The sequence below is a fragment of the Pseudomonas inefficax genome, assembly GCF_900277125.1.
Lineage (GTDB): Bacteria > Pseudomonadota > Gammaproteobacteria > Pseudomonadales > Pseudomonadaceae > Aquipseudomonas > Aquipseudomonas inefficax.
The window spans coordinates 32245-57700 of the sequence record NZ_OPYN01000172.1 but is presented as its reverse complement, the minus strand read 5'-3'; the positions used below and the strand labels follow the sequence as shown (position 1 = coordinate 57700).

Annotated in this window: 21 protein-coding genes and 1 pseudogene; 11 read left to right on the top strand and 11 right to left on the bottom strand. The window is 64.1% G+C overall.

Going from position 1 to position 25456, the window contains the following annotated elements; translation table 11 throughout:
* The first annotated feature begins 7 nt into the window (after nt 1-7).
* The 7 genes and pseudogenes from gnd to JV551A3_RS20840 all read left to right on the top strand — a co-directional run bounded on the left by gnd (nt 8) and on the right by JV551A3_RS20840 (nt 6055).
* On the top strand, nt 8-1030 hold the full coding sequence (gene gnd / locus JV551A3_RS20870; protein WP_166674286.1) for a phosphogluconate dehydrogenase (NAD(+)-dependent, decarboxylating): 1023 nt from the start codon (nt 8-10) through the stop codon (nt 1028-1030).
* On the top strand, nt 1027-2532 hold the full coding sequence (gene zwf / locus JV551A3_RS20865) for a glucose-6-phosphate dehydrogenase (RefSeq protein WP_133973945.1): 1506 nt from the start codon (nt 1027-1029) through the stop codon (nt 2530-2532). Before gnd ends, zwf begins: the two co-directional genes overlap by 4 nt.
* 235 nt (nt 2533-2767) lie before the next feature.
* Complete coding sequence (locus JV551A3_RS20860) at nt 2768-4564, top strand: glycoside hydrolase family 15 protein (RefSeq protein WP_133973941.1); 1797 nt, start codon at nt 2768-2770, stop codon at nt 4562-4564.
* Nucleotides 4565-4680: 116 nt separating this feature from the next.
* Nucleotides 4681-4959, top strand: coding sequence for a type II toxin-antitoxin system RelE/ParE family toxin (locus JV551A3_RS20855; RefSeq protein ID WP_133973939.1), 279 nt, complete (start codon nt 4681-4683; stop codon nt 4957-4959).
* Nucleotides 4960-4974: 15 nt separating this feature from the next.
* Nucleotides 4975-5262, top strand: coding sequence for a HigA family addiction module antitoxin (locus JV551A3_RS20850; RefSeq protein WP_133973937.1), 288 nt, complete (start codon nt 4975-4977; stop codon nt 5260-5262).
* A gap of 59 nt (nt 5263-5321) precedes the next feature.
* Nucleotides 5322-5420 (top strand): annotated as a pseudogene (locus tag JV551A3_RS20845) (VOC family protein); the annotation flags it as partial.
* 14 nt (nt 5421-5434) lie between these two features.
* Complete coding sequence (locus JV551A3_RS20840) at nt 5435-6055, top strand: TetR/AcrR family transcriptional regulator (protein ID WP_133973935.1); 621 nt, start codon at nt 5435-5437, stop codon at nt 6053-6055.
* A 146-nt stretch (nt 6056-6201) separates the two neighbouring features.
* Here JV551A3_RS20840 and preA read toward each other — a convergent pair whose 3' ends face one another.
* From preA to hydA, 3 genes are all read right to left on the bottom strand, one after another.
* Nucleotides 6202-7476 carry an NAD-dependent dihydropyrimidine dehydrogenase subunit PreA gene (preA, locus tag JV551A3_RS20835; RefSeq protein WP_133973933.1) on the bottom strand — a complete coding sequence of 425 codons (1275 nt, stop codon included), beginning with the start codon at nt 7474-7476 and terminating at the stop codon, nt 6202-6204.
* Nucleotides 7477-8844 (bottom strand): NAD(P)-dependent oxidoreductase, encoded by a 1368-nt coding sequence (locus tag JV551A3_RS20830; protein WP_133973931.1) that lies wholly within the window; start codon nt 8842-8844, stop codon nt 7477-7479.
* Nucleotides 8845-9009: 165 nt separating this feature from the next.
* Entirely contained in the window at nt 9010-10449 is a 1440-nt protein-coding gene (gene hydA / locus JV551A3_RS20825; RefSeq protein ID WP_133973929.1) for a dihydropyrimidinase, read from the bottom strand.
* A gap of 344 nt (nt 10450-10793) precedes the next feature.
* Here hydA and JV551A3_RS20820 point away from each other — a divergent pair, with 344 nt between their 5' ends.
* Both JV551A3_RS20820 and JV551A3_RS20810 read left to right on the top strand, forming a co-directional pair.
* The gene (locus tag JV551A3_RS20820) at nt 10794-12284 is read left to right on the top strand and encodes an NCS1 family nucleobase:cation symporter-1 (RefSeq protein ID WP_133973927.1); all 1491 of its coding nucleotides are present in this window, start codon (nt 10794-10796) and stop codon (nt 12282-12284) included.
* Nucleotides 12285-12421: 137 nt separating this feature from the next.
* Nucleotides 12422-13705, top strand: a complete 1284-nt coding sequence (locus tag JV551A3_RS20810; protein ID WP_133979088.1) for a Zn-dependent hydrolase — start codon at nt 12422-12424, stop codon at nt 13703-13705.
* A 141-nt stretch (nt 13706-13846) separates the two neighbouring features.
* Here the strand turns inward: JV551A3_RS20810 and JV551A3_RS20805 are convergent, their stop codons facing one another.
* The 4 genes from JV551A3_RS20805 to nhaB all read right to left on the bottom strand — a co-directional run bounded on the left by JV551A3_RS20805 (nt 13847) and on the right by nhaB (nt 17834).
* Nucleotides 13847-14386 (bottom strand): P-loop NTPase family protein, encoded by a 540-nt coding sequence (locus tag JV551A3_RS20805; protein WP_133979086.1) that lies wholly within the window; start codon nt 14384-14386, stop codon nt 13847-13849.
* Nucleotides 14387-14421: 35 nt separating this feature from the next.
* Nucleotides 14422-15381, bottom strand: a complete 960-nt coding sequence (locus JV551A3_RS20800) for a ribonuclease Z (RefSeq protein WP_133973921.1) — start codon at nt 15379-15381, stop codon at nt 14422-14424.
* 177 nt (nt 15382-15558) lie between these two features.
* Nucleotides 15559-16104, bottom strand: a complete 546-nt coding sequence (locus JV551A3_RS20795; protein WP_133973919.1) for a lipocalin family protein — start codon at nt 16102-16104, stop codon at nt 15559-15561.
* A gap of 227 nt (nt 16105-16331) precedes the next feature.
* Nucleotides 16332-17834 (bottom strand): sodium/proton antiporter NhaB, encoded by a 1503-nt coding sequence (gene nhaB / locus JV551A3_RS20790; protein ID WP_133973917.1) that lies wholly within the window; start codon nt 17832-17834, stop codon nt 16332-16334.
* A gap of 150 nt (nt 17835-17984) precedes the next feature.
* On the opposite strand from nhaB, the gene JV551A3_RS20785 reads away from it, so the two are divergent.
* Both JV551A3_RS20785 and nudC read left to right on the top strand, forming a co-directional pair.
* The gene (locus JV551A3_RS20785) at nt 17985-18797 is read left to right on the top strand and encodes a crotonase/enoyl-CoA hydratase family protein (RefSeq protein WP_133973915.1); all 813 of its coding nucleotides are present in this window, start codon (nt 17985-17987) and stop codon (nt 18795-18797) included.
* Nucleotides 18798-18833: 36 nt separating this feature from the next.
* Nucleotides 18834-19664 (top strand): NAD(+) diphosphatase, encoded by an 831-nt coding sequence (gene nudC / locus JV551A3_RS20780; RefSeq protein ID WP_133973913.1) that lies wholly within the window; start codon nt 18834-18836, stop codon nt 19662-19664.
* Between the two features lie 40 nt (nt 19665-19704).
* On the opposite strand, the gene JV551A3_RS20775 is transcribed toward nudC, so the two are convergent.
* The 4 genes from JV551A3_RS20775 to JV551A3_RS20760 form a co-directional block, all read right to left on the bottom strand.
* Nucleotides 19705-20484: a TSUP family transporter gene (locus JV551A3_RS20775; RefSeq protein WP_133973911.1), complete on the bottom strand. Its 780-nt coding sequence runs from the start codon at nt 20482-20484 to the stop codon at nt 19705-19707.
* Nucleotides 20485-20685: 201 nt separating this feature from the next.
* The gene (locus JV551A3_RS20770) at nt 20686-21516 is read right to left on the bottom strand and encodes an alpha/beta fold hydrolase (RefSeq protein WP_133973909.1); all 831 of its coding nucleotides are present in this window, start codon (nt 21514-21516) and stop codon (nt 20686-20688) included.
* A gap of 274 nt (nt 21517-21790) precedes the next feature.
* On the bottom strand, nt 21791-23080 hold the full coding sequence (locus JV551A3_RS20765; RefSeq protein WP_133973907.1) for an NAD(P)/FAD-dependent oxidoreductase: 1290 nt from the start codon (nt 23078-23080) through the stop codon (nt 21791-21793).
* A 235-nt stretch (nt 23081-23315) separates the two neighbouring features.
* Complete coding sequence (locus JV551A3_RS20760; RefSeq protein WP_133973905.1) at nt 23316-25271, bottom strand: DNA topoisomerase III; 1956 nt, start codon at nt 25269-25271, stop codon at nt 23316-23318.
* Nucleotides 25272-25456: the final 185 nt, after the last annotated feature.

Sequence of the window (25456 nt, the reverse complement as noted above, 5' to 3'; positions counted from 1 at the left end):
AAGCTGGATTGTGTTGTCATTTATTTCGAAAGGGGAGCATCGGCTCATGCAACTGGGAATCATCGGGCTGGGCCGCATGGGCGGCAATATTGCAAGGCGCCTGATGCGCGCCGGCCACCGCACCGTTGTACACGACCGCAACCGCGAGGCCATCGATGGCCTGGAGGGCGAGGGCGCCCAGGGTGCGCACGACCTCGGCGCGCTGGTACAGAAGCTGAAGGCACCGCGTGCGGTGTGGGTCATGCTGCCCGCCGGTGAGCCCACCGAGCAGACCATCGCCCAACTGGCCGAGCTGCTGGAGCCGGGTGATGCGATCATCGACGGCGGCAACACGTTCTACAAGGACGACATGCGCCGCGCCGCCGAGCTGGCCAAGCGTGGGCTGCATTACCTGGACGTCGGCACCTCGGGCGGCGTGTGGGGCCTGGACCGTGGCTACTGCATGATGATCGGTGGCGCAAAGGATGTATTCGAGCGCCTGGAACCACTATTCAAGGCACTGGCCCCGGGCGTGGGTGACATTCCGCGTACCCATGGCCGCAGTGGCGAGCACCAGCGTGCCGAACACGGCTACATCCATGCCGGCCCACCCGGTGCCGGGCACTACGTGAAAATGGTGCACAACGGCATCGAATACGGCCTGATGCAGGCCTACGCCGAAGGTTTCGACCTGTTGCGCAGCAAGGGCGGCAACGAACTGCCGGAGGACCAGCGTTTCGACCTGAACGTGGCCGAAATCGCCGAAGTGTGGCGGCGTGGCAGCGTGGTCACCTCGTGGCTGCTCGACCTTACCGCCGATGCGCTGGTAGCCGACCCGCAACTTTCGCAGTTCAGTGGCTCGGTGTCCGACAGTGGTGAAGGCCGCTGGACCATCGACGCCGCCGTCGAGCAGGCGGTGCCGGTGCCGGTGCTGTCCAGCGCGCTGTTCGCCCGCTTCCGCTCGCGCCAGCAGCAGGGCACCTATGGCGACAAGATTCTCTCGGCCATGCGCCTGGGCTTTGGTGGCCATGTCGAGAAGAAAGGCGAATGACCAGACAGAGCATTCCGGCTGCTCCGCCATGCACCCTGTTCCTGTTCGGCGCCAATGGCGACCTGGTCAAGCGCCTGCTGATGCCGGCGCTTTACAACCTCAGCCGTGACGGTCTGCTGGACCGCAACCTGCGCATCGTCGGTGTCGACCACAACCCGGCCACCGCCGAGGAGTTCGCCGGGCGCCTGCATGCGTTCATGGCCGAGCGTGACAAAGGTGGCGAGGGCACGGCCAAATGCCTGGATGAGAAGCTCTGGGCACGGCTGGCCAAGCGCCTGGATTACCAGACCGGCGATTTCCTCGACCCGGCCACCTACCAGGCGCTCGCCAAGCGCATCGACACAACCCGCCATGGCAATGCCATCTTCTACCTGGCGACCTCGCCGCGCTTTTTCCCCGAAGTGGCGCAGCGCCTGGGGCAGGCCGGGCTGCTCGACGAATCGGCCGGCGGCTTTCGCCGGGTGGTGGTGGAAAAGCCCTTCGGCACCGACCTGGCCAGCGCCGAGGCGCTCAACGCTTGCCTGCTGAAGGTGATGGGCGAGCGGCAGATCTACCGCATCGACCATTACCTGGGCAAAGAGACGGTGCAGAACATCCTGGTCAGCCGGTTCTCCAACGGCTTGTTCGAATCGTTCTGGAACAACCACTACATCGACCATGTGCAGATCACTGCCGCGGAAACCGTAGGCGTCGAGACCCGGGGTGCGTTCTATGACAGCACCGGGGCCTTGCGCGACATGGTGCCCAACCACCTGTTCCAGTTGTTGGCGATGGTGGCCATGGAGCCCCCGGCCGCGTTTGCCGCCGATGCCGTACGCAGCGAAAAGGCCAAGGTGGTCGGCGCCATCCGCCCGTGGTCGACGAAGATGGCCCTGAAAAACTCCGTGCGCGGCCAGTACAGCGACGGCCGGCAGGGGCGCAAGCGGTTGCCCGGCTACCGCCACGAGGCCAACGTCGCGGCTGATAGCCAGACCGAGACCTATGTAGCGCTGAAGGTGATGATCGACAACTGGCGCTGGGCTGGCGTGCCGTTCTACCTGCGCACTGGCAAGCGCATGAGCGTGCGCGATACCGAAATCGCCATCTGCTTCAAACCCGCGCCTTACGCGCAGTTCCGCGAGTCGGAGCTGGAGCGGCCCAAGCCCAATTACCTGAAAATCCAGATCCAGCCCAACGAAGGCATGTGGTTCGACCTGCAGGCCAAGCGCCCCGGGCCGGAGCTGGTGATGGAGAATGTCGAGCTGGGCTTTGCCTACAAGGACTTTTTCAAGATGACCCCGGCGACCGGCTACGAGACGCTGATCTACGACTGCCTTACCGGTGACCAGACCTTGTTCCAGCGGGCTGACAACATCGAGAACGGCTGGCGCGCGGTGCAGCCGTTCCTCGATGCCTGGGCACAGGGTGGCGAGGTGCATGAGTACCCGGCCGGTGAAGACGGGCCCGAGGCCGGCAATGAATTGCTGACCCGGGACAAGCGCGAGTGGCATCGCTTGGGGTGAGGTTTTTGTAAAAGCCTGTGCCGGCTCCTGTCTCAGGGGTTGCACGGACCTGTAGGAGCAGCCTTGCGCTGCGAAAGGGCCATTAAGCCAGTTGAGATGTGCCGGCCTTGCTGCCTTCTTCGCAGCACAAGGCTGCTCCTACAGATATGCCACTGGTTTCAAGACCTGTGATGTACCTGTGGGAGCGGGTTCACCCGCGAAGAGGCCAGCACAGGCAGCCACACAAGGAGCCGCAATGCCTGCCCACATCGAAGACTATGCGCTGCTGGGCAACTGCCGCAGCGCCGCCCTGATCAGCCGCGATGGCTCGCTCGACTGGCTGTGCCTGCCACGCTTCGACGCCCCTGCGGTATTCGCTGCACTGCTGGGCAATGAAGAAAACGGCCGCTGGCGCCTGGCCCCCTGTGACCCGGTCGAACACAGCAGCCGCCGATACCTGGACGACACCCTGGTACTGGAAACCACCTGGGTTACCGCCACCGGCCGCGCCCGCGTGCTCGACTTCATGCCGCTGAGCGAGGTCAACTCGCTGGTGCGCATCGTCGAGGGCCTCGCTGGCGAAACCAATTTCGAGATGGACCTGGTCATGCGCTTCGACTATGGCCGCAGCGTGCCCTGGGTAGAACGGCTCGACCCGCTGACCCTCAGCGCCGTCGCCGGCCCCGACCGGCTGATCCTGCGCACCACCGTCCCGCCGCATTCCCGCGACCAGCACACGGTCGCCCGCTTTCGCGTCGGTGCAGGCGAACGCCAGGTGTTCTGCCTGTGCCACCAACCCTCGCACCTGCCGGTGCAGCCTGGCTGTGATAGCGACGAAGCGCTGGCGCAAACCATCGACCAATGGCAGGCCTTCGCCGCCCGCTGCCCACAAGTGGGTCCATATTCCGCCCTGGTGCGCCGCTCGCTGTTGACCCTCAAGGCCATGACCTATGCACCTACCGGCGGCATCGTTGCCGCCGTCACCACCTCACTGCCCGAGCGCATCGGCCACGAGCGCAACTGGGACTACCGCTTCTGTTGGCTGCGCGACGCGACCATGACCCTGCTGGCCTTCATGAACCTCGGCTACTTCGACGAAGCCCAGGCCTGGCGCGAGTGGCTGTTGCGCTCGGTGGCCGGCAACCCCGAGCAAATGCAGATCATGTACGGCCTGGCTGGCGAGCGCGACCTGCAGGAATACAGCTTGCCGTGGCTGGCCGGTTACGAGCACTCGCAACCGGTGCGGGTGGGCAATGCAGCGTCGCAGCAAATGCAGCTGGATATCTATGGCGAACTGGCCGATGCCATGGCCCAGGCGATCAGGGGCGGCTTGCCCCGGCACCCGCGCAGCGCTGCCATCTCCCGGCTGATCCTGCCCTACGTCGAGCGGATCTGGCGTGAGCCGGACGAAGGCATCTGGGAAGTACGTGGCGGCCGCCAGCAGTTCGTGCACTCCAAGGTAATGGCCTGGGTCGCCTTCGACCGTGCCGCGGGGCTGGCCGACACCACTGAGGAAGGCCGCGAGCGCGGGCAGCATTACCGCCAGGTGGCTGACGAAATTCGTCATGAAGTCTGCGCGCAGGGCCTGGATCCCAGCGGCCGCTTTTTCGTCCAGGCCTATGGCTCGACCGAGCTGGACGCCAGCCTGTTGCACATCGCCCTGACCGGCTTCCTGCCGGCGGATGATCCGCGCTTTTTGCGCACGCTTGAACAGGTCGAGCAGCGCCTGCTGAAAAACGGGCTACTGCTGCGCTATGACAGTGACAGTTGCAGCGACGGCCTCACGCCCGGGGAGGGCACATTCCTGGTGTGTTCGTTCTGGCTGGCCGATGTGTATGTATTGCTGGGCCGTCAGACAGAAGCGCAGGCACTGTACGAACGCCTGACCGGGCTGTGTAACGACCTTGGCCTGCTGGCCGAACAGTACGACCCGGCGGGCCAGCGCATGCTTGGCAACTTCCCTCAGGCGTTCAGCCATATCGGCATCATCAACACTGCACTGAACCTTCACCGCGCACAGTGCCCGGTGCGTGATCGTGCGAGTGGTGGATAGAAACGCCTCCACTGGCAATCAACGTGTGACGCATTACGTCACATATGATACTTTGCTTCGTGTGACTCATGGCGTCACACTTGGCTCGTCTCCCAAATGGACGCGGCGAGCTACCCATGATCATCAGTTTTCGACACAAGGGACTGCGTATTTTTCATGATACGGGCAACACTCGAGGGATCCAGCTCTCTCACGCAAAGCGCTTGAAGCGGCAACTCCAGTTTCTCGAGTGCGCCATGTCTGCGCAAGATTTGAGCGTACCAGGCTGGCACTTACATCCGCTCAAGGGGGAGTTGTCAGGCTTCTGGTCAGTCAGTGTGTCTGGTAACTGGCGGCTGATCTTTCGCTTCGTGGGTTCGGATGTCGAACTGGTCGATTACCTTGATTACCACTGAAAAGGAGAGCTGAGCATGTCTTTGCACAACCCGCCACATCCTGGCGAAACCCTGCGTGAAGATGTTCTGCCCGCGTTAGGTCTGACGGTTAAGGCCTTCGCATCGCATCTTGGATTCTCTCGAGAAGCGCTTTCGCGGGTATTGCATGGTCGCGCGGCGATGTCTCCGGATTTGGCGATACGCCTGGAGATGGCTGGAATAAGTACCGCCCGCCTGTGGTTGGCCATTCAGGCTGATTACGATATCTGGCAGGCGCGTCACCGACAGCAACCTGTAATTACCCGGTTGTTTCAGGCTGCCTGATATAAAAGTGTGAAACGACCGGAGTAGACTAGGGCAAACCCCTTCGGCACGGAGCACACATGGGCATTCGCGGTACTGACCGGCAGATTGACAACATCGAGTTCAATGTCAGCGACATCGCATGGAGCAAGGCCTTCCATGGCAGTGTGTTCGGCTGGACGGCCCAAGCCTGATGGCCAACCACAAGATCGAAATCCGCCGGCGCAATATCGAGAAGATCCTGCAGGCAGCGGAAAAGGTGTTTGCCGAGAAAGGTTACGGCGCCACCTCGATGGGCGATATCGCCGAGCAGGCCGAGTTGCCGCGTTCCAACCTGCATTACTACTTCAGCACCAAGGACGACCTGTTTCGTGCGGTGCTGCAGGACTTGCTGGATGTGTGGAAGCAGGACGCGCTGTGCTTCGAGAACTTCGACGACCCGCGCGTGGTGCTGACCAGTTACATCCGGGCGAAGATGGGCCACTCGCGCTCGCGACCGCTGGGTTCGAAGATCTGGGCCGAAGAGATGCTGCACGGGGCGCCGGTACTCGGGGTGAACCTGGATGAAAGCCTGGTGCCCTGGGCCAAGCTGAAGGAAGCCAAGATCCGACGCTGGGTGGAGGAGGGGCGCATCCTGCCAGTGGAGCCGTCGGCGCTTTTGTACATGATCTGGGCCTCGACCCAGCACTATGCCGACTTTGGTTACCAGGTGACCTTGCTCAATGGCGGGGAAGCGTTGTCGGACATGGCCTTTGAAAGTTCGGTACAGACGGTGACCAGTGTGATCTTGCGGGGGATCGGGCTGGAGCCTTGAGGTTGGTGTACGCTGAGCGATCGGGGCCGCTTTGCGGCCCTTCGCGAGCACGCCCGCTCCCACAGGTGTTTCGCTGCCTTCCCAAGCGGCGCAATCTCTGTGGGAGCGGGCGTGCCCGCGAAGGGCTGCAAGGCAGCCCTATTGCTTCAACTGGCCTCACGGTAGGGGTTACGCGGATCCTGCGTCCAGTTCAGGTACGGCTTGCCGGTGTCCTGAGCCACCATCTCGATGCAGCTCTCCACCGGGCAGGTGATCTGGCACAGGTTGCAGCCCACGCATTCCGCATCGATCACGCTGTAGGCATGCGTGCCATCTGCCTTCAGCGTACTGGCAATCGCTTGGTGCGAAGTATCCTCACAGGCAATGTGGCAGCGCCCGCAGCCAATGCATGCCTGCTGGTCGATGTGCGCCACCGACTTGTAGTTCATGTCCAGGTACTTCCAGTCAGTGGTATGCCCCACCGCCTGGCCGCGAAACGCCTCGATGTTGCGGTGCCCGTGCTGGTCCATCCAGCGCGCCAGGCCGTCCTTCATGTCCTCGACGATGCGGAAGCCGTGCAGCATCGCTGCCGTGCAAACCTGCACGGCGCCACTGCCCAGGGCCATGAACTCGGCGGCGTCACGCCAACTGCCGATGCCGCCAATACCGCAAATCGGCAAGCCGCGCGTTTGCGGGTCGCGGGCGATTTCCGCCACCATGTTCAGGGCAATCGGTTTCACCGCCGAGCCGCAGTAGCCGCCATGGGTGCTCTGGTCGCCGACGATGGGGTGGGCGACCATGCGATCAAGGTCGACGCTGGTGATCGAGTTGATGGTATTGATCAACGACACCGCATCGGCCCCTCCACGGTGCGCGGCGCGCGCCGACTGGCGGATGTCGGTGATGTTCGGCGTGAGTTTGACGATCACCGGCAGCGAGCAGTACGTCTTGCACCAGCGGGTGACCATCTCCACGTACTCCGGCACCTGGCCGACCGCCGCGCCCATGCCGCGCTCCGGCATGCCGTGCGGGCAGCCGAAGTTCAGTTCGATGCCATCGGCCCCGGTGGCTTCCACCAGCGGCAGGATGAACTTCCACGAATCTTCCACGCACGGCACCATCAGCGACACGATCAGCGCGCGGTCGGGCCAGTCTTTCTTCACCTGGGTGATTTCGCGCAGGTTGATGTCCAGTGAGCGATCGGTGATCAGCTCGATGTTGTTGATGCCCTGCACCTGGCGATTGGGGCCGTAATGCGCCGAGTAGCGCGACGACACGTTGACTGCCGCCGGGTCTTCGCCCAGGGTTTTCCACACTACGCCACCCCAGCCGGCCTCGAAGGCGCGGACCACGTTGTAGGCCTTGTCGGTTGGCGGTGCGGAGGCCAGCCAGAAGGGGTTGGGTGCCTTGATGCCGGCAAATTCGATGGACAGGTCGGCCATTTACGCAGCCTCTACGTTGAGCATGAGTTGGGCATGGATGGCTTCGGCGGCCAGCTTGCCGTGTTGCACAGCCTGAACGGTAAGGTCCTGGCCCAAGGCGGTGCAGTCACCGCCGGCATATACGCCCGGCAGGCTGGTCTGCATCGTTTCGTCGACGCAGATGCGCTCGCCAATGCGCGCCAGTTGTGCGGCCACCGGGTCGCCGAGGCTGGCGTCGTCGAAGCGTTGGCCGATGGCCTTGAAAATGGCATCGGCAGCCAGCTCGAAGGTTTCGCCGGTGTCGCGCAGGCGGCCGTCTGCCAGCTCGGTGCGGGCAAAGCGCATGCCGCGCACCCTGCCGCTTTCGTCCAACAGTACCGCATCGGGGCGGGCCCAGGTGTGCAGGCGTACCTGGTTGGCCTTGGCGATGTCCTGCTCGTGGCCGGTGGCACCCATGTCGGCATGGCCGCGGCGGTACACCAGGTTGACATCGCGGGCACCCAGGCGGCTCATCTGCACGGCCATGTCGATCGCGGTGTTGCCGGCGCCGATCACCAGGCAGCGGTCGGCCAGGGGCAACTGGCTCAGGTCGCCGGCCTGGCGCAGTTCGCGGATGTATGCGGTGGCGGCGAGCAGGCCGGGGGCTTCTTCATCCGGCAGGCCTAGCTGGCGCACGGCATTCAGGCCCAGGCCGAGGAACACTGCGTCGTACTGGTCGCGCAGTTCGCCCAGGCCGAGGTTGCTACCCAGGCGCTGGCCATGGCGAATTTCGATGCCACCGATGCCGAGCAGGAATTCCACTTCACGCTGGGCATAGTCGTCCACCAGCTTGTAGCGGGCGATGCCGTACTCGTTGAGGCCACCAGCCTTGTCGCAGGCCTCGAACACAACCACATCATGCCCATGCATGGCCAGGCGGTGGGCGCACGACAGCCCGGCTGGGCCGGCACCGACCACGGCAATGCGCTTGCCGGTGGCCGGCGAGCGCTGGAACGGGTGCTCGGTGAAGTGGGCATTGTCCAGGGCATAGCGCTGCAACTGGCCGATCAGCACCGGTGCGCATTCCTGCGCGTTGTTGCGCACGCAGGCTTGCTGGCAAAGGATTTCGGTGGGGCAGACGCGGGCGCAACTGCCGCCGAGAATGTTGGCCGAAAGGATGCGCTCGGCGGCGCCTTGCAGGTTTTCGTCGCTGATGCGGTGGATGAACGACGGGATGTCGATGTCACTGGGGCAAGCGTTGACGCAGGGAGCGTCATAACAATACAGGCAGCGTGCGCTTTCGACGGCGGCCTGGCGAGCGGTGAGGGGTGGGGCCAGATCGCTGAAGCGCTCGGCCAGTTGGTCGGCGCCGGCCCGGGGGCGCGGCAAGTGGTTCAGGACGTCGATCACGGTTGTAGCCTCTCTATTTTTTATGGATGCAGGCGACAAGCATTGCGGTGTTTTCTAGGGCCGCTGCGCGACCCATCGCGACACAAGGCCGCTCCTACAAGGAACCGCGCACTCATGTAGGAGCGGCCTTGTGTCGCGATGGGCTGCGCAGCAGCCCCAATGGCCTTAACGCTGCACGGGCGTCGGCCGCTGCACTTCAGCCCTGCGCCCCAGTACCTCATACACCGACGGATACGCCGGCCGTTCCACATACCGCCCCGCGCCCTTTTCCGCGCGCAGGTCGCCATCGGCCCAGAGCACCTTGCCCTGGCTGATGGTGTGGCTGGGGATGCCGCGCACGGTACGGCCTTCGAAGATGTTGAAGTCCACCTGCTGGTGGTGGGTCTTGGCCGAGATGGTGCGGGTGCCTTGCGGGTCCCACAGCACCAGGTCGGCATCGGCGCCAACACGAATGGCACCCTTGCGCGGGAACAGGTTGAAGATCTTCGCAGTGTTGGTGGAGGTCAGCGCGACGAACTCGTGCATCGACAGGCGCCCGCTGTTAACCCCGGCATCCCACAGCACCGCCATGCGGTCCTCGATGCCGGCAGTGCCGTTGGGGATACGGCTGAAGTCGTCGCGGCCCATGGCTTTCTGCTCGGCGCAGAAGCAGCAATGGTCGGTGGCGGTGGTGTGCAGGTTGCCCGACTGCAGCCCGCGCCACAGCGCCTCCTGGTGTTCGCGCGGGCGGAACGGTGGGCTCATCACGTAGCCAGCGGCGGTGGCCCAGTCCGGGTCACGGTAGACGCTGTCATCCAGCAGCAGATGGCCGGGCAGGACTTCGCCGTACACCGGCTGGCCCTTGCCGCGGGCATAGGCGATTTCGTCCAGCGCTTCGCGGCTGGAAACATGCACCAGGTACAGTGGCGTGCCCAGCGTCTCGGCAATACGAATGGCACGGCTGGCCGCCTCGCCCTCGACCTGGGATGGGCGTGACAGCGGGTGGGCTTCCGGCCCGGTCAGGCCCTGCGCCAGCAGTTTCTTCTGCAGGTGGTAGACCAGTTCGCCGTTCTCGGCATGCACGGTGGGCACCGCCCCCAGTTGCAGGCAGCGCTCGAAGCTGGCCACCAGGGTGTCGTCGGCGGCCATGATCGCATTCTTGTAGGCCATGAAGTGCTTGAAGCTGTTCACCCCATGTTTGGCCACCAGTTCGCCCATCTCTTCGGCCACCTGCTCGCTCCACCAGGTGATGGCGACGTGGAAGCCGTAGTCGCTGGCGCTTTTCTGCGCCCAGCCGCGCCAGGTGTGGAAGGCCTCCAGCAACGACTGCTGCGGGTTGGGGATGACGAAGTCGATGATCGAGGTGGTGCCACCGGCCAGGCCTGCGGCGGTGCCGCTGAAGAAGTCCTCGCTGGCCACGGTGCCCATGAACGGCAGCTGCATGTGGGTATGCGGGTCGATGCCGCCTGGCATCAGGTACTGGCCGCAGCCGTTGAGGATCTCGCAGTCGCTGGGTGGTTCGAGGTTTTGCCCGATGGCGCGAATCAGGCCATCGGCACACAGGACATCGGCGGGGTAACTCTCTTCGTGGGTGACCACGGTGGCGCCACGGATCAACAGGGACATGCCGTTTTCCTCGCAGGCTGACCGGTCTGGGCCGGTTCTTGGAATTGTCTTGGCGCAGGGCGGGCAGGGAGGTTAATCCTGTCAGACCTGACAAGATTGGAGGCTAGATGCAGATCCGGCATTCAGCAAGAAAATTTTCCCATTAATTTTGTGGTTTTTAACTCATTGAAATTAATGGATTTATTTGTTTTGCAGTGCTTAATTCGGGGTTTTTTGAAACTTTGACTGACTTGACAAGATGAAAATCTGGTCGAGATTTTCAAGCACATAAAGCGTGTGTACTCCGGCCATCGCATCAACCCGATGGGCAAACAACAACTACAAGAAAACCTGGAGCAAGCCTCATGCAGCAGAGCAGATCGGAAGTGGTCGAGCAGGATGGCCTGTTCGAGCTGTCCGAGGGCAGCGATGTCCTCGACAGCCCGCGCTACAATCACGACATCGCCCCGACCAAGGTGCACCAGCGCACCTGGAACAAATGGCATATCACCGCCCTGTGGGTGGGCATGTCCATCTGCGTGCCCACCTACACCCTTGGCGGCGTGCTCACCGCCTACTTCGGCCTCAGCGTGGGCGAGGCATTGCTGGCGATCTTGCTGGCCAACCTGATCGTGCTGATCCCGCTCACCCTCAACGCCTTCCCAGGCACCAAGTACGGCATTCCGTTCCCGGTGCTGCTGCGTTCGTCGTTCGGCATTCTTGGCTCCAACGTGCCATGCCTGATCCGAGCGGTGGTCGCCTGTGGCTGGTTCGGCATCCAGACCATGTTCGGCGGCCTGGCTATCCACCTGTTCCTCGGCTCGGTGTTCGACGGCTGGAAGGCCCTGGGCGGTACCGGCGAGGTGATCGGCTTCATGGTCTTCTGGTGCCTGAACCTGTGGGTGGTGCTACGCGGCGCCGAGTCGATCAAGTGGCTCGAAACGCTTTCTGCACCGCTGTTGGTGGCGGTCGGCGTCGGCCTGCTGTTCTGGGCCTTGCCGCACATGTCGATGAGCGAACTGCTGGCCCAGCCGCCCAAGCGCCCGGAAGGGGCGAACATGCTCGGCTACTTCTGCGCCGGGCTTACTGCCATGGTCGGTTTCTGGGCCACGCTCTCGCTGAACATCCCCGACTTCAGCCGTTACGCACGCAGCCAGAAGGACCAGATTCTCGGGCAGATCTTCGGCTTGCCGCTGACCATGTTCCTGTTCGCCGCGCTGGGCGTGGTGCTGACCGCTGCCTCGGCGTCGCTGGTTGGCGAGACCGTGTCCGACCCGGTCAGCCTGATCGGCAAGATCCACAGCCCGTTCTGGGTGGCCCTGGCCATGGCGCTGATCGTGATCGCCACGCTGTCGACCAACACCGCGGCGAACATCGTGTCGCCGACCAACGATTTCCAGAACATCGCCCCACGCCTGATCGGGCGCAGCCGCGCGGTGTGGCTGACCGGCTTCATCGGCCTGGCGCTGATGGGCCATGAGTTGCTGAAGAAGCTGGGCTGGATCGTCTCCGACCTTAGCCTGGAAAGCGTGTACTCCAACTGGCTGCTGGGCTATTCCAGCCTGCTGGGGCCGATTGCCGGGATCATGGTGGTGGACTACTTCCTGATCCGCCGGCAGCAGCTGGACCTGGCCGGGCTGTACCGTGACGACGTATACCCGGCGTGGAACTGGGCCGGCTTTGCCGCCTTTGCGTTGCCGGTGGCGCTGACAGTAATGGCCATTGGCAACAACAGTTTCAGCTGGTTCTACGACTACGGCTGGTTCACCGGTTCGCTGCTGGGTGGGGCGCTGTATTACCTCTTCGCCGGCGTTGTCGCGCGCAGCCCGGCGCGGGTGGCCAAGCCCTTGCCGTGAGACCGCGCTGGCTTCTTCGCGGGCCCGCCCGCTCCAACAGGTACTGCACGGTTTTTCAGACCTGTGGTGATCCTGTGGGAGCGGGCATGCCCGCGAAGAGGCCGGCACAGAAAACAAAAAGCCTTAAGGAGAAACCCGTGACCCCAGTCCAAGACATCCTGAAGACCACCGCCCCCCACATCGACAGCACCCGCCTGTGGCAGTCCCTGATGGACCTGGCCCGCCTCGGTGCCACCGCCAAGGGCGGCGTGTGCCGCCTGGCCCTGACCGATCTCGACCGCCAAGCCCGCGATCTGTTCGTGCAGTGGTGCGAGGCCGCCGGTTGCACGGTCAGCATCGACGCCGTCGGCAACATCTTCGCCCGCCGCCCTGGGCGAAACCCCAAGCTGCCCCCGGTGATGACCGGCAGCCATATCGACACCCAGCCCACCGGTGGCAAGTTCGACGGCTGCTTCGGGGTGATGGCCGGGTTGGAAGTGCTCCGCACCCTCAATGACCTCGGCGTGGAGACCGAAGCGCCGCTGGAAGTGGTGGTGTGGACCAACGAGGAAGGCTCGCGCTTTGCGCCGTGCATGATGGGGTCCGGGGTGTTCGCCAGCAAGTTCACCCTGGAGGAAACCCTGGCCAAGCGCGACGCCCAGGGTGTCAGCGTTGGCGAGGCGTTGAACGCCATTGGCTACGCCGGCCCGCGCGCTGTATCAGGCCACCCGGTGGGGGCCTATTTCGAAGCGCATATCGAGCAGGGCCCGATCCTCGAAGATCAGCGCAAGACCATCGGCGTGGTGCTGGGCGCGCTGGGCCAGAAATGGTTCGACCTGACCCTGCGCGGTGTCGAGGCCCATGCCGGCCCTACGCCCATGCACCTGCGCAAGGACGCCCTGGTCGGCGCGGCGGCGGTGGTGGAGGCAGTCAACCGCACCGCCCTCGGCCACCAGCCCCACGCCTGTGGCACGGTGGGTTGCCTGCAGGCCTACCCGGGCTCGCGCAACGTGATCCCGGGCGAAGTGCGCATGACCCTGGATTTTCGTCATCTGGAGGGTGAGCAGCTGAATGCGATGATTGCCGATGTGCGCGCGGTGATCGAAGCGACTTGTGCCAGGCATGGCCTGAGCCACGAGTTGGTACCCACGGCCGATTTCCCGGCGTTGTACTTCGATAAAGGGTGTGTCGACGCCGTGCGCGAATCGGCGCAGGCGCTGGGCCTGCCGCACATGGACATCGTCAGCGGCGCGGGGCACGACGCGATCTTCCTGGCCGAGCTTGGGCCGGCGGGGATGATTTTCGTGCCCTGCGAGAACGGTATCAGCCATAACGAGATCGAGAACGCCACGCCCGAGGACCTGGCTGCGGGCTGCGCGGTGTTGCTGCGCGCGATGCTTGCGGCATCGGAGGCGATTGCCAGTGGGCGATTGGCGGCATAGTACCGTCAGTATCAGGAGTACGCGCTTTTTGTAGGAGCGGCCTTGTGTCGCGATCGGGCTGCGCAGCAGCCCCAGGGTCTTGAAGTAGACGCAGGCATCGCCGGGGCCGCTTTGCGGCGCTTTCGCGACACAAGGCCGCTCCTACAGGGGCTGTGCTGCCGGTGCGGGTTGGGTAAGATCTGCCAGAAACGCCGCAATCTGCCGCTCACCCCGCAAATGCACCACCGGCACCTGCGGCCCTATGGCCTGGCGGCTCGCCTCGATCCCCGGCCGATAGCCCCGGTCGAACGTCCATACGAACTTCAGGAAAGTCAGAAACTCCCGGTCCAGCCGTTCGGTACATCCCGTAGGCAGGTCTGGCCGGGGCTTGTTCAGCACGCTGCGCAGGATCACCCGCTTGAGGCAGGTCAGTCTCGGCGTATCCAGCCAGATGACCAGGTCGGCCCGCGGCAGACGCAGGTCGAACGTGCGGCGGGCATAATTGCCCTCGCATACCCAAGCCTCCCCAGCTACCGCATCGCGCACGCGCGTACGGAAGGTCTCGGCATCCGGCTCGACCCAGCCGGCCTCCCAGAACAGCATATCGAGGTGCACCACCGACACGCCCAAACGTGCGCCAATCTGCCGGGCCAGGGTCGATTTGCCACTGCCGGCGTTACCCAGAATCACGATGCGTTGCATGGCCAAGTCCTTTTGGAAAAACCGGCCATGCTAAATCATCCGGCCGGCTGAAGACAGCCATCGCGCCCGATGTGATAGCGCTGCAGGTCCTGCGCCAGGGTCAGCTGCCCGCTGTAGTGGGCGAGGGCTTCGTCGCGCACGTTGTCGATGCTCGGGCTGCGCCGTGGGTCGTTCTGGTAGCGGGCGCTGAAGTGCGTCAGCACCAGGTTGCGCACGCCCGCAGCTTCGGCAAAGCGCGCCACCGCAGCCGCGGTGCTGTGGCCGAAGGTAACCCCCGTGCGTTCGACCACCGCCTGGGTGAACGTGGCTTCGTGCACCAGCACATCCGCGCCCTTGGCTGCGTCGGCCAACAGCTCGGGGTTGTCATTGTCGCCGCACACGATCACCCGCCGTGGCGGGCGCGAAGGGCGCAAGTAGTCACTGCCATGCAGCAGCCGCCCGCCATGCTGCACCGTCAGGCCTTTGGCCAGGTCGCCCCACAGCGGGCCGCGGGGGATGCCATCGGCTTCCAGGCGCGGAATGTCCAGGCGTGGTTCGGGGTTGAGCTCGGTGAAAACGAAGCCGACGCTCGGTACCCGGTGCGACAGTTGTACGCTGGTTACTTCCATGACGTCGCTGCGCCACTCGACCAGTTCTTCCACGGGCAGCAGGCGCAGTTCGAACGGCAAAAAGGTATCGCTGGCCACCAGACCCTGGCGAACCCAGCCGTGCAGGGCAGCGGGCAGGACAAGGTCCAGCGGCTGGGTGCGCCCGCTCATGCCGGCGCTGGCCAGCAGGCCCGGCAGGCCGAAGCAATGGTCGCCGTGCACGTGGGTGATGAAGATGGCGCGCAGGTCGCGGATCGACAGCGGCGTGTGCAGTAGCCGGTGCTGGGTACCTTCGCCACAGTCCACCAGGTACCAGTGGCTGCCGCTGGCTTCGATCACGGCGGTGGCGCTGACGTTGCGTGTCTTGGTCGGCACGCCGGCGGAGGTGCCCAGGAACAGCAAATCCATACTCTGGCTCCTTGTTCAGCCCAGCAGCGACGCCTGTACCAGCGGGCCGATGTGCGTCAGACGGATACAAGGTGCTGGCGGCGGCGTAGTACTCAACGGGCTCGTTCCTTCGAGGTGATACGGGGCGCACACCTTAGCCGGATTACCGCATGCCGTCGATGGCCCGCCAGGTCTCGCCTACTCGGCCTGTCGCCAGATGAGCTTGCTGGTGTCATAGCCTTGCTCCCGGGCAATCGTCAGCAGTTGCTCGCGCTGCTGGTCGGTGACCGCTGGCGTGCGCGAAAGCAACCACAGGTACTCGCGGTTAGGGTGGCCGACCAGGGCCACGCGGTAGTCCTTGTCGTGGTACAGCACCCAGTACTCGCCCTTGGTCAGGCCGGGCGCGAGGCGGCTGAACCAGTTGTCGAAGCGCACCCAGAGTTTGTCGGTACTACCCGGTTGCTGGGCTTCGGCAATGCCCTTGGCCTGGTTCCACTGGCCGTCCTTTTCCTGGCAGCGGTTGGTCACATCGAGGCGGCCGTCATCTCGCAGGCCATAGTACGCCTCGGACTGCACGCAGTTGCGCTGGAAGAACATCGGCAGCCGCGCGAGTTCGTACCAGGTGCCCTGGTAACGTTGCAGGTCGACCTGCTGGGTGCGCGGCGGCGCCGGGTGATCGTTGCCGGCGCAGCCGAGCAGGGCCAGGGTCATGCAGGAAAACAGCAACGTGGTGCGTAGCGCCATGGTGAACCTCCTTGACACGGACGGGGCTTACCTGTGTTTCGATGCGGGCGAGAGGCAAAAGTTGTACGGGATTGGATAGCCGAATGGCAGGCAGCAGAATCGACAGCGCAAACCTGTGCTGGCCCTTTCGCGGGTAAACCCGCTCCCACAGGTACTGCACAGCCTTTGAGCCTGGCGCAATACCTGTGGGAGCGGGTTCACCCGCGAAGAGGCAGGTGCAGGCTACCTCACAGCCAGTAGGTCACCGCCCACCACCCCAGCCCACCCATCACTACGGTATAGGGCAAGGCCATCCACACCATTCGCCCATACGACAGCCGGATCAGCGGCGCGATCGCCGAAGTCAGCAGGAACAGGAACGCCGCCTGCCCATTCGGAGTCGCCACGCTCGGCAGGTTGGTGCCGGTGTTGATCGCCACCGCCAGTGTCTCGAAATGCTCGCGGCTCATGCCTCCATCGAGGAACGCCTGCTTCACCTCGGTAATGTAGATGGTGGCAACGAACACATTGTCGCTGATCGCTGACAGCAGGCCGTTGGCCAGGTACAGCATGCCCGGTTGCTGCTCGGCCGGCAGCGCCAGCACCCAGGCAATCAACGGGCTGAACAGTTGCTGCTGGTGAATCACCGCCACCACGGCGAAGAACACCACCAGCAATGCGGTGAACGGCATGGCGTCCTGGAAGGCACGGCCCAGGCGGTGCTCGTCGATAATACCGGTGAATGCCGTGATCAGCACGATCACCATCAGGCCGATCAGGCCGACCTCGGCAACGTGCAGCCCCAGGCAGACGATCAGGATCAGTGCGGCCAACCCTTGCACCCACAACGCGATGCGCTGGGCAGTGGTGCGCGCAGCATCGTCCTCGGCTGCGTAAGTGGCCAGCACCTGGCGCACCGGCTCGGGCATCAGCGTGCCATAGCCGAACAGGCGCAGCTTTTCCAGCAGCACGCAGGTCAGCAGACCGGCGCCCAGTACCGGCAGCGACACCGGTGCCACCTTCAGGAAGAAGTCAGCAAAGTGCCAGCCCATCTCATGGCCGATCAGCAGGTTCTGCGGCTCGCCCACCAGCGTGCACACGCCGCCCAGGGCGGTACCCACCGCGCCATGCATCAGCAGGCTGCGCAGGAAGGCGCGGAACTGGTCGAGGTCTTCACGGTGCAACTGTGCGACCTGCTGATCGCTGTCCAGCGCACTGTCTTCGCGCGGGTTGGCCCCGGAGGCGACGCGGTGGTACACCGCATAGAAACCGACCGCGGCGCTGATGATCACGGCGGTCACGGTCAGCGCATCGAGAAACGCCGAGAGGAATGCCGACAGCACGCAGAACAGCAACGCCAGGATCGCCTTCGAACGCACCCCCAGCAGGATGCGCGAGAACAGGAACAGCAGCAGTTCCTTCATGAAGTGGATGCCCGCGACCATGAACATCAGCAGCAGGATCACCGGGAAGTTGTGCTGCAGCTCTTCGTACAGGGCTTGCGGCGTGGTCATCTGCAACAGCAGGGCTTCGACCAGCAGCAGGCCGCCAGGCATCAGCGGGTAGCACTTCAGGGCCATGCCCAGGGTGAAGATGAATTCGAGCACCAGTGCCCAGCCGGCCGCGACCGGGCCGACGGTCATCAGCAGCAGCGGGTTGAGCACCAGGAACAGGCAGATGACTGCCTTGTACCAAAGCGGCGACTGGCCCAGAAAGCTGTGGGCGAGGGCGCCGGTCAGGGAGCGCGACATGAATTTGTATCCTTATGATTCGGCGATGGCGCACGGTGCCGGATCAGCGCGTCTTAGGCAAGACGTAAAGTCCCGTTTTTGGCACAAGTGCGGTCATCGGGCTGGGTTACCATCCTTGCCATGAACCCTTCACCCGCAGGAGTGCCGCCCGTGACCGAGTACAGCGCATTCAAGGTCGAACTGACCGACAGCATCGCCCACGTTCAGATCAACCGCCCGGACAAGCGCAATGCGATGAACGCGGCCTTCTGGGAGGAGATTGTCGACATCTTCCAGTGGGTCGACGACACCGACGCGGTGCGGGCAGTTGTGATCAGCGGTGCCGGCAAGCATTTTTCCGCCGGTATCGACCTGATGATGCTGGCTTCGCTGGCCGGGCAGATGGGCAAGGACGTGGGCCGCAATGCGCGCTTCCTGCGCAGCACCATCCTGCGCCTGCAGGCATCGTTCAATGCCGTGGACAAATGCCGCAAGCCGGTACTGGCCGCGGTGCAGGGTTACTGCATTGGCGGCGCGATCGACCTGATCTCGGCCTGCGACATGCGCTACTGCAGCAGCGACGCGCAGTTCTCGATCAAGGAAATCGACATGGGCATGGCCGCCGATGTCGGCACACTGCAACGTTTGCCTCGTATCATCGGTGACGGCATGATGCGTGAGCTGGCTTTCACCGGGCGCAATGTCGAGGCCGAAGAGGCGCTGCGCATCGGCCTGGTCAACCGGGTCTATGATGATCAGGCCGCGCTGATGGACGGGGTCTTTGCCATTGCCGGCGAGATTGCCGCAAAATCGCCGATCGCCGTGGCCGGCACCAAGGAAATGCTCAGCTACATGCGTGACCATCGCATCGACGATGGCCTGGAATACATCGCCACCTGGAACGCCGCGATGCTGCAGTCCGAAGACCTGCGCGTGGCAGTGGCGGCGCACATGAGCAAACAGAAACCGACGTTCGCCGACTGATCAGGCCGGGGGACGCGCAGTAAAGGAACCCCCGACATGTCAGCACGCTGGACTACCGCAGTACTCGACCCGCAGATAACCGGGGGGCTGGCCGTGGCCCGCAGCCCGGAAGGGTTCCTGGTGGACGACAACGGCGCGCTGTTCCCTCGCGACTGGCTCAAGCGCCAGGACCTCGACGTGCTGTGCGAGCACGGTATCGGCCACTTCGACGGCCAGCCGGTGTTCCTGCTGGAGCTGCGCAGCGCCACCGACCTGCCCGGCTGCGCCTGGCGCGGCCTGCGCGCGTTCATGCTCGAGGGTGACTTCGACACCTACAAAGTGCTGGGCTATGCCGCGCAGATTGGCACCTGGGCCCGCGAGCATCGCTTCTGCGGCAGCTGCGGCCAGGCAATGACGCAGATTCGCTGGGAGCGGGCGATGTACTGCCAGCCGTGCGACTTGCGCAGCTATCCGCGCATCTCGCCGAGTATGATCGTGCTGGTGACCCGAGGCGACGAGATCCTGCTGGCGCGTTCGCCACGCTTCGTCACCGGGGTGTACAGCACTCTGGCAGGCTTCGCCGAGCCGGGCGAGTCGGCCGAGGACTGCCTGGTGCGCGAAGTGCGTGAAGAGGTGGCGGTGGAAGTGAAGAACATCCAGTACGTCGGCAGCCAGTGCTGGCCGTTCCCGCATTCGATGATGCTGGGCTTCCATGCCGAGTATGCCGGCGGCGATATCGTCATGCAGCCGGACGAGATCGAGGACGCCAAGTGGTTCAGCGTCCACGACCTGCCGCCGCTGCCGGCCGGGCGGTCGATTGCCCGGTACCTGATCGACCTTTATGTTGCACGGCGGCTGGGCTGTGATATCCCTGCTTTCCCGTCCTAGCTGCGCAGATAGGGCGGGTAAGCAGGGGTATCACAGCCCATCAGGCCTGCCCGAACCAGTGCTGCCACGCTAGGCGCACGGTCAATGCCAGCACCACGGTGATGAACACCGGGCGGATGAACTTGCTGCCGCCACTGATCGCCGTGCGTGCGCCGAAGAACGCGCCGACCATTACCGACAGGCCCATGCACAGGCCGACGATGTAATCCACCTGCCCGGAAATGATGAACACCGTCAGCGCTGCGATGTTGCTGACGAAGTTCATGCTGCGCGCCACGCCGCTGGCCCGGACCAGGTCGATGGGGTAGAGCAGCAGGGTGCTCACCGTCCAGAACGCCCCGGTACCCGGGCCGGCCACGCCGTCATAGAAGCCCAGGGTGAAGCCTTGCGGCACTTGCCACTTTTTCCTGATAGGTGCATCGGCATCCAGCGGTGCCTTGGGCGTGCCGCCGAACAGAAGGTACACGCCACAGGCGAAGACGATGACTGGCAGCATCTTGTTCAGCCATTCGGCCGGCATGTAGTGGGCGATGACCGCGCCGAGCAACGCCCCGGTCAAGGTGGCGAACAAGGCCAGGCGCCATTGTGCCGGATGGAACAGCTTGCGCTTGTAGTAGGTGAAACCGGCGGTGGCCGAGCCGAAGGTGGAGCTGAGCTTGTTGGTGCCCAGTACCAGGTGCGGTGGCATGCCGGCGGTGAGTAGCGCCGGGGTAGTGAGCAGGCCGCCACCGCCGGCGATGGCATCGATGAAACCGGCGACGAAGGCGACCAGGGCCAGGATCAGCAGGGTGAGGGGTTCTACGGTGAGTTCGAAGGGCATGGGGTTCTGGCAGGCAGGGAGGCAAGGGGCGGCAAAAGGCCGCACTAGAAGGGTGACATGGTAATCCTGGGGGAGGTGTGTTGCCAGTGCCGACCCTTTCGCGGGCATGCCCGCTCCCACAGGTTACCTGCACATTTCAAGACTTGTGCAGTACCTGTGGGAGCGGGCGCGCCCGCGAAAGGGCCGGTACAGGCCATCACATCAGCTACGGATAAACGCCAGCAAATCCGCATTGATCACATCGGCATGGGTGGTCGGCATGCCATGCGGGTAGCCCTTGTAGGTCTTCAGCGTGCCATTGGGCAGCAGCTTCGCCGACAGCAGCCCGGAGTTCTCATACGGCACGATCTGATCATCATCACCATGCATCACCAGCACCGGCTGTTGGATGCCCTTCAAGTCATCGGTAAAGTCAGTCTGGGAAAACGCCACGATGCCATCGTAATGGGCCTTGGCGCTGCCAATCATGCCCTGGCGCCACCAGTTGCCGATGATGCCTTCGCTGGCTTCGACACCGGGGCGGTTGTAGCCGTAAAACGGCCCGGCCGGCACATCCCGGTAGAACTGCGCACGGTTGCTGGCGACCTGGGCCTGGAAGCCGTCGAAAACCGATTTGGGCAGCCCACCGGGATTACCGGGAGTCTGCACCATCAGTGGCGGTACTGCGGCGATCAGCACGGCCTTGGCCACCTTGTCTTCAGGGTGCCGGGCCATGTAGCGCACCACTTCACCGCCACCGGTCGAGTGGCCGACATGCACGGCACCCTGGGTGCCCAGGTGAGCGACCACCGCCGCCACATCGTCGGCGTAGTGGTCCATGTCGTGGCCGTCCCATACCTGGCTGGAGCGGCCATGGCCACGGCGATCATGGGCGACCACGCGGAAACCCTGAGCGAGGAAGAACAGCATCTGCGCATCCCAGTCGTCGGCGCTGAGCGGCCAGCCGTGGTGGAAATGGATGACCGGCGCATCGCGCGGGCCCCAGTCCTTGTAGAAGATCTGTACGCCATCCTTCGTGGTTACATAGCTCATGTCGTGTCTCCTGGGTGCAGGAAGCGAAGGGAGCTATTGAGCATAGGAGGAATTTATCCTGGCGCTGGAATTTGTATTGGCAGTACCGGCCTCATCGCCGGCAAGCCAGCTCCCACAGGTACTGCACAGAACTTTCGGCCTGTGGTGATCCTGTGCGGGCCTCTTCGCGGGTGAACCCGCTCCCACAGGTACTGCACAGGTCTTGATATCTGTACATGACATGTGGGAGCGGGTTCACCCGCGAAGAGGCCCGCACAGGTCATACAAATTGCCCTCAGACGCGGTCGCGCATCCGGTACCAGGCCTTGGCAGCGGCTTCCAGCGGTGCCGCCAGTAGATCGCCGCCGGGGAAGCGGCCGTTGTCGATGCCTTGGTACAGCGTCAGCAGGTCGTCGTCGCCAAGAATGGCATCGCTGACCGCACGCGCCGCCGCCAGTGTAGGGAGCACGCCATGGCCGGAGAAGCCCTGCAGCCAGTAGCGCTGGCCCTCGCGGCCGACATCCGGGGTACGCTGAATACTGCAATCGATATGGCCGCCCCAGGCGTAGTCGATGGCTACCCCGGCCAGTTGCGGGAACACCCGCTCCAGGTACGGGCGGGTGGCGCTGGCGACATCCTTGGGGATGCCACCCAGGTAGGTGCAGCCGCCGCCGAACAGCAGGCGGTGGTCAGGGGTAAGGCGGAAGTAGTCGGGCACGAACTGGTTGTCGATCACGCAACTGTTGCGCGGCAGCAGCGAACGGGCGAAGTCGGCGTCCAGTGGCGCGGTGGCCACCTGGTAGGACCCGACGGGCAGCAGGCGGCGTGACAGGCTGCGGTCGAGGCGGTCGATGTAGACGTTGCAGGCCAGCACCAGCACATCGCTGCGCACTTCGCCACGCGCAGTGCGGGCGATGTAGCCGCTGCCGGTCTGTTGATAGTCGAGCACCTGGCTCTGTTCGTAGATTCGCCCGCCAGCCGCTTCGATGGTACTGGCCAGGCCCTGGGCCAGCTTCAGTGGGTTGAGGTGGGCGCCTTTGGCATCGTATAGCGCGGCCTGGTAGCGCGGGCTGTCGATCCATTGCGGCAGCTCGTCGCGGCCGATCAGGCGCAGGGCGTCGTAGCCCCATTTGTGTTCGGCCTCGTGCAGGGCATCTTCCAGCATCTTCACCCGGCGCGGCAGCACGGCGGTCCACAGGCTGCCCAGCCGGTAGTCGATGTCGAAGCCATGCCGCTCGGGCAACTCGCGCAATTCATCGGCGGCCCAGCACATACTGGCCCACAGGCGTTGGGTGCGTTCGACGCCCAAGGCCTTCTCCAGCGGCGGCATGTCGCACGACCAGCCGAGCAGTGCCTGGCCACCGTTGCGGCCGGACGCTGCCCAGGCCACGCGGCTGGCTTCCAGCAGTGTTACACGCTTGCCGGCCTGGGTCAGGCGCAAGGCGGTGTGCAGGCCGCTGAAGCCGGCGCCAATGATCAGGACTTCGGTGTCGTGGCTGCCTTGCAGGGTAGGGTGCAGGGGAATGCTGGCGGGGTAGGTCTGGGCGTAGTAGCTGGCGATGTGCTGGGCGGACTGTTTGAACATGCAGAGATTCCATGAAATTTATTGTGTTTATTTTCATGAAAACTTAGCAGGTAAATTTCATGGTGCCAATGCATGGTCGGGGTTGATGGGTTAGCTGGGGGTTGTTGTGCTACCTGTCCTGGCCCTTTCGCGGGTAAACCCGCTCCCACAAAGTCATCACAGTTATCGAGGTTGGCGATGTACCTGTGGGAGCGGGTTTACCCGCGAAGAGGCCGGAGCTGATATTGCAAAAACTTCAGGTTGCCGCCTTTCTCCGCGGCTGTCGCGGCTTGCTGGCAGCCTTGCTTCCAGCCGCTTTACTCTTCCCATTTCCTCGACGCTTCTTCTTCCACGGCGGTGCAGTCCCGGCTGCCGGCCCGCTGATGGTCATGCGCATGCCGCTGCACCGTTCGACCAGCTTGCCCATCCATGCCGACTGCCGGGCGACGAACTCCTCCAGCGTCATCTCGCCACTCTGCACCATGTCCAGCGCCTGTTCCCAGATAGCCGTGGTGCCAGGGTCGGCAATGGCGCGTGGCACGGCATCGATCAGGCTGAAGGCCGCAGGGGTGGCGGACAGCGCCTTGCCGTTCTTCACCAGGTAGCCGCGGTCTAGCAACCCCTGGATGATGCTGGCACGGGTGGCTTCGGTGCCGATGCCGGTGGTTTCCTTGAGCTTCTGCTTCAACCGCGGGTCGTCCACCAGCTTGGCGACGTTCTTCATCGCCTTGATCAGGTCGCCTTCGGTAAATGGCTTGGGCGGCTGGGTCCACAGGTCCTTCAGTTGCAGGCCCTGCACTGTGCAGTCCTGGCCTTCGCGCAGCACCGGCAGTACCTGGGCTGGTGGTGCCTCGCGGCCCTTGGCCGGGGTCAGCGCCTCGGGTAGCGCACGGCGCCAGCCTGGCTCGATGATCTGCTTGCCTACTGCACGCAGGGCATGGCCGGCGCAGTCGAAGTCGGCCTGGGTGCGGTCGAACTCGTGGTTGGGCAGAAACTGCGCCAGGTAGCGGGCGCGGATCAGGGTGTACACCGCCTTGTGCTTGGCGGGCAGGCGCGACGGGTCGCTGGCGGCGGCAGTGGGGATGATGCCGTGGTGAGCGCTGACCTTGGCGTCGTTCCACGCCCGTGAACGGCGCTGCGGCTCCAGATAGGGTTGCAGCGGCGCCAGGCTGGCATCGGCCCGTTGCAGGGCGGCGAGGATGGCTGGCGCTTCGGCATGCTGGCTTTGCGGCAGGTAGCCGCAGTCGCTGCGCGGGTAGGTGATCAGCTTGTGGGTTTCGTACAGGGCCTGGGCGATGTCGAGGGTTTCCTGGGCGCCGAGGCCGAACTTTTTCGAGCACAGTTCCTGCAGGGTGCCCAGGTCGAAGGGCAGAGGCGCGGCTTCTCGTACGCGCTCGGTGGCCACCTTGGTGGCCCGGGCAGTGCCGGCCTGGTTGATGTCCGTGGCGGCCTGTTGTGCCAGGGCCTGATTCAGACAGCGGCCTTGATCGTCGCAGGCGTCCTCGGGCGCGCGCCATTGGGCATTGAAGCCTTGGCCTGCGTGCTCCAGCTGCACATCGATGGCCCAGAACGGTACCGGCACGAAGTCGGCGATGCTGCGGTCGCGGTCGACCACCAGGCGTAAAGTTGGCGTTTGCACCCGGCCCACCGGCAGCACGCCCTGATAGCCCGACTGGCGGCCCAGCAGGGTGAACAGCCGGCTCATGTTCATGCCGATAAGCCAGTCGGCGCGCGAGCGACCCAGCGCCGAGTGGTACAGGTTGAAGGTTTCGTGGCCCGGCAGCAGTCGCGCCAGGGCCTTGCGAATGGAGGCGTCGTCCAGCGCCGACAGCCACAGGCGCTGCACCGGGCCGCGGTAGCGGCAATGCTCGACCAGTTCGCGGGCGATCATTTCGCCTTCCCGGTCGGCGTCGGTGGCGATCACCAGTTCGCGCGCTTCGCCGAGCAGGCGTTTGACTGCCTTGAACTGGCTGGCGGTCTTGGGTTTGACCAGCATCTTCCACTTTTCCGGGATGATCGGCAGGTCGGCCAGGTTCCAGCGCTTGTAGCGTTCGTCGTAGCTGTCGGGCGGGGCGGTTTCCAGCAGGTGGCCGATGCACCAGGTCACGCAGACGTCGGTGCCTTGCCAGCAGCCATCGCCCTTGCGGTTGGCGCCGAGCACTTTGGCGATGTCTTTTGCCTGGGAGGGTTTTTCGCAGAGGAACAGGCGCATGGCCGGGGACGCTTCATCGGGGTTGATGGGCGATAGGATGCGCAAGCGGGGGCGCGGAGGCAAGTTTTATCTGGATGGATGTACAGGTTTTTTGTCAGGAGGGATGTCTTGGCTGTGCCGGCCTCTTCGCGGGTGAACCCGCTCCCACAGAGGCCCCCCCACAATTTTCGGGATTTGGGGAGGCC